General features: G+C 57.7%; 6 protein-coding genes. All 6 read left to right on the plus strand.

What is annotated here, in order from left to right; translation table 11 throughout:
- Positions 1-465 (plus strand): hypothetical protein (locus LRA98_RS12455; protein ID WP_238634210.1); only part of this gene is annotated, 465 nt, incomplete at its 5' end.
- 4 nt (positions 466-469) lie between these two features.
- Positions 470-1,543, plus strand: a complete 1,074-nt coding sequence (locus LRA98_RS12460) for a formyltransferase family protein (RefSeq protein WP_238634211.1) — start codon at positions 470-472, stop codon at positions 1,541-1,543.
- Between the two features lie 10 nt (positions 1,544-1,553).
- Positions 1,554-2,594, plus strand: a complete 1,041-nt coding sequence (gene pseI, locus LRA98_RS12465) for a pseudaminic acid synthase (RefSeq protein WP_238634212.1) — start codon at positions 1,554-1,556, stop codon at positions 2,592-2,594.
- A gap of 14 nt (positions 2,595-2,608) precedes the next feature.
- Positions 2,609-3,724 carry a UDP-2,4-diacetamido-2,4,6-trideoxy-beta-L-altropyranose hydrolase gene (gene pseG / locus LRA98_RS12470; protein WP_238634213.1) on the plus strand — a complete coding sequence of 372 codons (1,116 nt, stop codon included), beginning with the start codon at positions 2,609-2,611 and terminating at the stop codon, positions 3,722-3,724.
- 182 nt (positions 3,725-3,906) lie between these two features.
- Positions 3,907-4,437, plus strand: a complete 531-nt coding sequence (locus tag LRA98_RS12475) for a DUF2335 domain-containing protein (protein WP_238634214.1) — start codon at positions 3,907-3,909, stop codon at positions 4,435-4,437.
- The coding region (pseH, locus tag LRA98_RS12480) for a UDP-4-amino-4,6-dideoxy-N-acetyl-beta-L-altrosamine N-acetyltransferase (RefSeq protein WP_238634215.1) at positions 4,438-5,021 on the plus strand (584 nt) is incomplete at its 3' end.

Below are 5,021 nucleotides of genomic sequence, written 5' to 3' on the forward strand. Positions count from 1 at the left end.
ACCTACTCTGGCTCTGAAATAACTCCCGACTTTGCGCGGCTCGCGCGCGAACGGCATCCACACATCGATTATCAAACTCGCAACATTACAGACAAAAACACTATTGGAACGAGCGAGATATATAACTATGTGATTCTCTCCGGCGTTTTTCACCAACCTGGGGATGTCCCGTTGAGGCGATGGGCCCAGTATATGAAGGAGCTTTTGCTTGCATCTTGGGACCTGGCGGACCGTGGCATTGCATTCAATGTTTTAAACCACCACGCGGACTTTTACAGGCCGGGGAACTACTACGCCGACCTCAACGAGCTACAGATTTTTGTTTCTAAAGAGCTGTCGCGTTTCTACTTCCTCGACAACTTATCACCCCTTTTTGAAACCACATTTCTTGTGTACAAACCAGAACATATCAAACATCACACAAACCCAAACTTCCAAAAATATTTAGTCAACGACACACTATAGCCCGATGGGAAAAAAGTTTGCGCTAGTTACTCGCCATTATAACCGATCCGGATATACGGCGCTACGAACGTTAATAGAAGCTGGCTTACCTCCAAGCGCGATTATTGTTTCCGACAAAACAAACACCCTCTCCCACCTATGGAAGAGTTGCTTTGTTAAGCTAATACAGAAAGTAAAATGCGTATATTACCGGTGCGACGACCTGCGATTTCTTGATTCAGAAGAATTGCTGGCGAAAAAGCATCGTATCCCCGTTATACGAGTCGATTCGCTCAAAAAGGAAAAAAATGAGGCGATTATAAAACGGTTAGATCTTGACCTCCTCGTCGTTGCAGGAGGCTGGCACGAAAAAATTTCGCCGAAAATATTCAACGCGTCTCGCGAAGGCACCGTCAACCTTCACCCTTCTTTGCTACCAAATTTCAAAGGAACGTCTATAACTCGTTGGCAAATTTACGAGGGCATCCAGACGGCAGGGGTTACGGTGCATCAAATGGACGATGAATTTGATAGCGGGAAAATCGTTGCACAGTCAACTGTGCCCATTCCAGAAAATAGCCCTCCGCAAACTCTTTTTCAGATATTGAGCCTGCTTGGTAGCAGCCTTCTGTTACAGGTGCTTTTGGAAAGTCCCGTAAAGACAATCTATGGCTCGAGCGAGGCGCTCACAGTAGATAAAAGGTATAACAAATATTACAGAAAGTGGCAGTGGACTGGAGATGCCTTAGCGGTGAATACAAAAAATCCACTTAGAGACATCCATAACCACATCATTGCCGCCACACAGGAGTCTTATGAATACCCTGGGCCTAAGATAAGACTTGACGGGAGTGTATTTATCATTAGAAAGTCGGCGCTTGCACCACGCCGCTATTCAGAAGAAGAAATAGGACATGCGAATTACAAAGCAGAAGTGCGCGACACCGTTTTAAGGTGGGAACGCCATGGCGAAGGCACAGCCTTGCTGATTAAGCAAATTCAGCCCTGTTACCCGCGACACTATCTACGCCGCGCCCACTCGCCCAGCAAGTGGTTTGCGGAAGGAAGCACGGTCGATATTTCAGAAGTTTTTGAGTGAGGATATTTTTTTGCGCAGAAGCCAATTGCTAGGTTGTGATAAAATTTTCGTCATAGCCGAAATGTCCGGCAACCACAACCACTCGTTGGGCCGGGCTCTATCGATTGTTGACGCCGCCGCGGACTCAGGTGCGCATGCGATCAAGTTGCAGACCTACACACCAGACACGATGACCCTAGACCTACAGGATGGAGAGTTTTTCATTAATGATCCTCAATCCATGTGGGCCGGTCAGTCCATGCACTCTCTCTACGGCCAAGCATATACACCTTGGGAGTGGCACGCGCCCATCATAGAGCGAGCTAAAGAGCGGGGCCTTGTTTGTTTTAGCTCGCCGTTTGACGAGACGGCTGTCGACTTCCTCGAAACCCTGGATGTCCCGGCGTACAAGATTGCCTCGTTTGAATGTGTAGATCTACCGTTGATCCGCAAGGCCGCCGCTACCGGCAAGCCCCTGATTATCTCAACTGGCATGGCGACAGTCGGTGAAATCGGGGACGCCGTAGACGCGGCACGGGAAGCAGGATGCGGCGAGTTAGTGCTACTCAAATGCACGAGTACGTACCCCGCCTCTCCTGAGGATACGAACCTGCGTACAATTAGCCACATGCGGGAGCTTTTCGGCTGCGAGGTCGGTCTTTCCGACCACACCATGGGTACAGGTGTCGCCACGGCAGCCATAGCATTCGGCGCGACTGTTATTGAGAAGCACTTCACGCTCTCGAGGGACGAGGGCGGTGTTGACGCGGCGTTTTCGCTCGAACCGGCCGAGCTTGCAGCGCTGGTCGTTGAGACCGAGCGCGCGTGGAACGCTCTAGGACGCGTGCAGTACGGCCCAACGACCGAGGCAGAGCAGAACGCACGACTCCGCCGCCGCTCCCTCTACATCGCCGACGACCTGCAGGCCGGGGACGTGCTCACGCCCGAGAACCTACGTCGCGTCCGCCCTGGGCATGGCTTAGCCCCGAAATACTACGAGGCCGTGCTTGGTAAGCGGGTCAACCAAGACGTGAAGAAGGGGACACCGCTCAGCTGGGACCTGATCGGCTGACGGGTCACGCAAGGGTGGCGCTGACACATATCGCTACTTCCCTACGTTTCGCCATCCGCGTCGACGCCTCGGCGGCCGCCGGCACCGGGCACCTCATCCGCTGCCGGACGCTGGCGCAGGCGCTACGCAAGCACGGGGCGGCCGTGACGTTCATCTGCCGCGCCCACGAGGGCCACGGAATGGCGATGCTGCGCGACGAGGGCTTCGCCGTCTGCAGCTTACCCGCGCCGGACGTGGCCGACACGCCTTGGGCCGAGGGTGAGAACTACGCACGGTGGCTCGGTGTATCCCAGCCCCAGGATGCCGAGGAGACCATCGCCGCTCTGCCTGAACGACCGGACTGGTTGGTGGTGGATCACTATGGGATCGACGCTACCTGGGAGCGCCAATTGCGGCCTCACGTTGACCGGATCCTGGCCATTGATGACCTGGCCAACCGGGACCACGACTGCGACGCGCTGCTCGACCAGAACTACACGCGCGATCCGGAGAAGCGTTATCGCGACCGCCTGCCAGCCCACGCCACGCGGCTGCTTGGTCCCCAATACGCCCTCCTGCGACCGGAGTACGCGCAGTATCGCCAGTCACCGACGCCGCACAGGCGCCGCCTGGAGCGTGTCTTCGTCTTCTTCGGAGGCACGGACCCGGATAATCTGACCGGCCGGGCATTGGAAGCGCTGAGCGACCCGGCCTTCCGGGGGATCACCGTTGACGCGGTGGTCGGCCCCAACAACCCGCACCAGCAAGCATTGGCAGCCCAGGCTGAGGCACGACCCGGCATCACCCTGCATCCGCCGCGAGCACACCTCGCTGATCTCATGGCGGCCGCGGACATGGCCATCGGTGCCGGCGGGACGACCACTTGGGAGCGCTGCTGCCTGGGCCTGCCAAGCCTGGTCATCAGCATTGCCGAGAACCAGCGCCCGGCTTGCGAGGCCCTGGCCCACGAAGGGGTCATCGTTTACCTTGGACATCACGATGAGGTTAGCGTAGCAGACCTACGGGGAGTGCTAGAGGACCACCGAGCGGAGCCTGAGCGCTTGGGCATCCAGGCCCGGGCAGGCGTGCAAACTGTCGATGGACTCGGAACAGTTCGGGTCGCGGAGCAACTAGTCAGCCAAAGAAGCTAAGGAACGGGAGATTACCGTCATGCACTTCGTAAGCAAGCGCACGCTGAAGGCTATGGGATCCGTCATGGAGTTCTGGCCGGCGCACACGTATGCCGAATACATGCCGAAGGGGTCGATTCAGCAGCGCGTGGGACGGTACTGGAAAGCGACAGGCAATCACTTAAAGGGCGCCATCAAACGGTATGAACAATCCGGAGCGCAGTGACGCGCAGCCCGCGGAGGGCGACAAGGCCATTGATGCCAGCGACCTGATCCGGCGACTCCAACAAGGGGAGCTCACCGAAGCCGATCAGGTCCGACTTGGCGAATTCCTAGAAAGCGGTCCCCCGGGCGAAACGAAAATCATCGCCCAGACACGGAACGAGCTGTTTAGCGGCCCACTCCCGCCCCCAGAACATTTGAATCGGTACGATGATGAATCCCGTTCTGTCATCCTGCAGATGGCGCAAAAGGAGCAGACGCACACCCATGAGATGCTGTCAAAAAGACTCCAAGGCGCCATCCTAAAAGACCGGCGCGGGCAGTGGATTGGCGGAGCGATTGCCATTACAGGACTGCTTGTCGCAGCTTATATCGTACCCCACAGCGTGGTGGCTGCGACCATCCTGGGTGCCATCGATCTGTTTGGTATGGTCGCGCTGTTCGTGGCGCCTCGCATTCTGGAAGGGCGCTCAAAAGCCGCAGACAACGGGGCTAATGAGCAGACCCAATAGATGACGAACTCACTCCAACCACTGATCGAAGCCGACCGCGACCTCATCCTGCCCTGGCGCAACGCCCCCGAGGTGCGCCGGCAGATGTACACCCAGCATGAGATCACGCCGGAGGAGCACCGCGCCTGGTTCGAGCGTATGCAGGCCGACCCCGGCGCCCGCTGGTATCTCTACCACGACGCCAACGATGAGCCCATGGGGGTGGTCTACTTCACCGATATCGATCCGGCCCATCAGACGGCGTTCTGGGGGTTCTACACGCGGCCAGGGGCGCCCCAAGGGATGGGGACCCGCATCCTTTACGCCGCCCTGGAGCACGGCTTCGGCGAGCTGGGCCTCCAGAAGCTCAACGGCGAGGCGCTGGCCAGCAATGCCGCCTCGGTCCATCTGCACAAGAAGTGCGGCTTCACCGAGGAGGGCCGCTTCCGCGAGCAGTTCTTCGACGGCGAGCAGCGGGTCGATATCGTCCGCCTGGGCATGCTCGCCCCCGAGTGGCCAGAACACCGCGAGCGCCTGCGCGAGCGTATCGAGCAGATGGACGCCCTGGCAGCGCATCGGGACAGCGAGGATGCCCCCCCCCCCCC

This window comes from Halorhodospira sp. M38, from assembly GCF_022227985.1.
Taxonomy (GTDB): domain Bacteria; phylum Pseudomonadota; class Gammaproteobacteria; order Nitrococcales; family Halorhodospiraceae; genus Halorhodospira; species Halorhodospira halophila_A.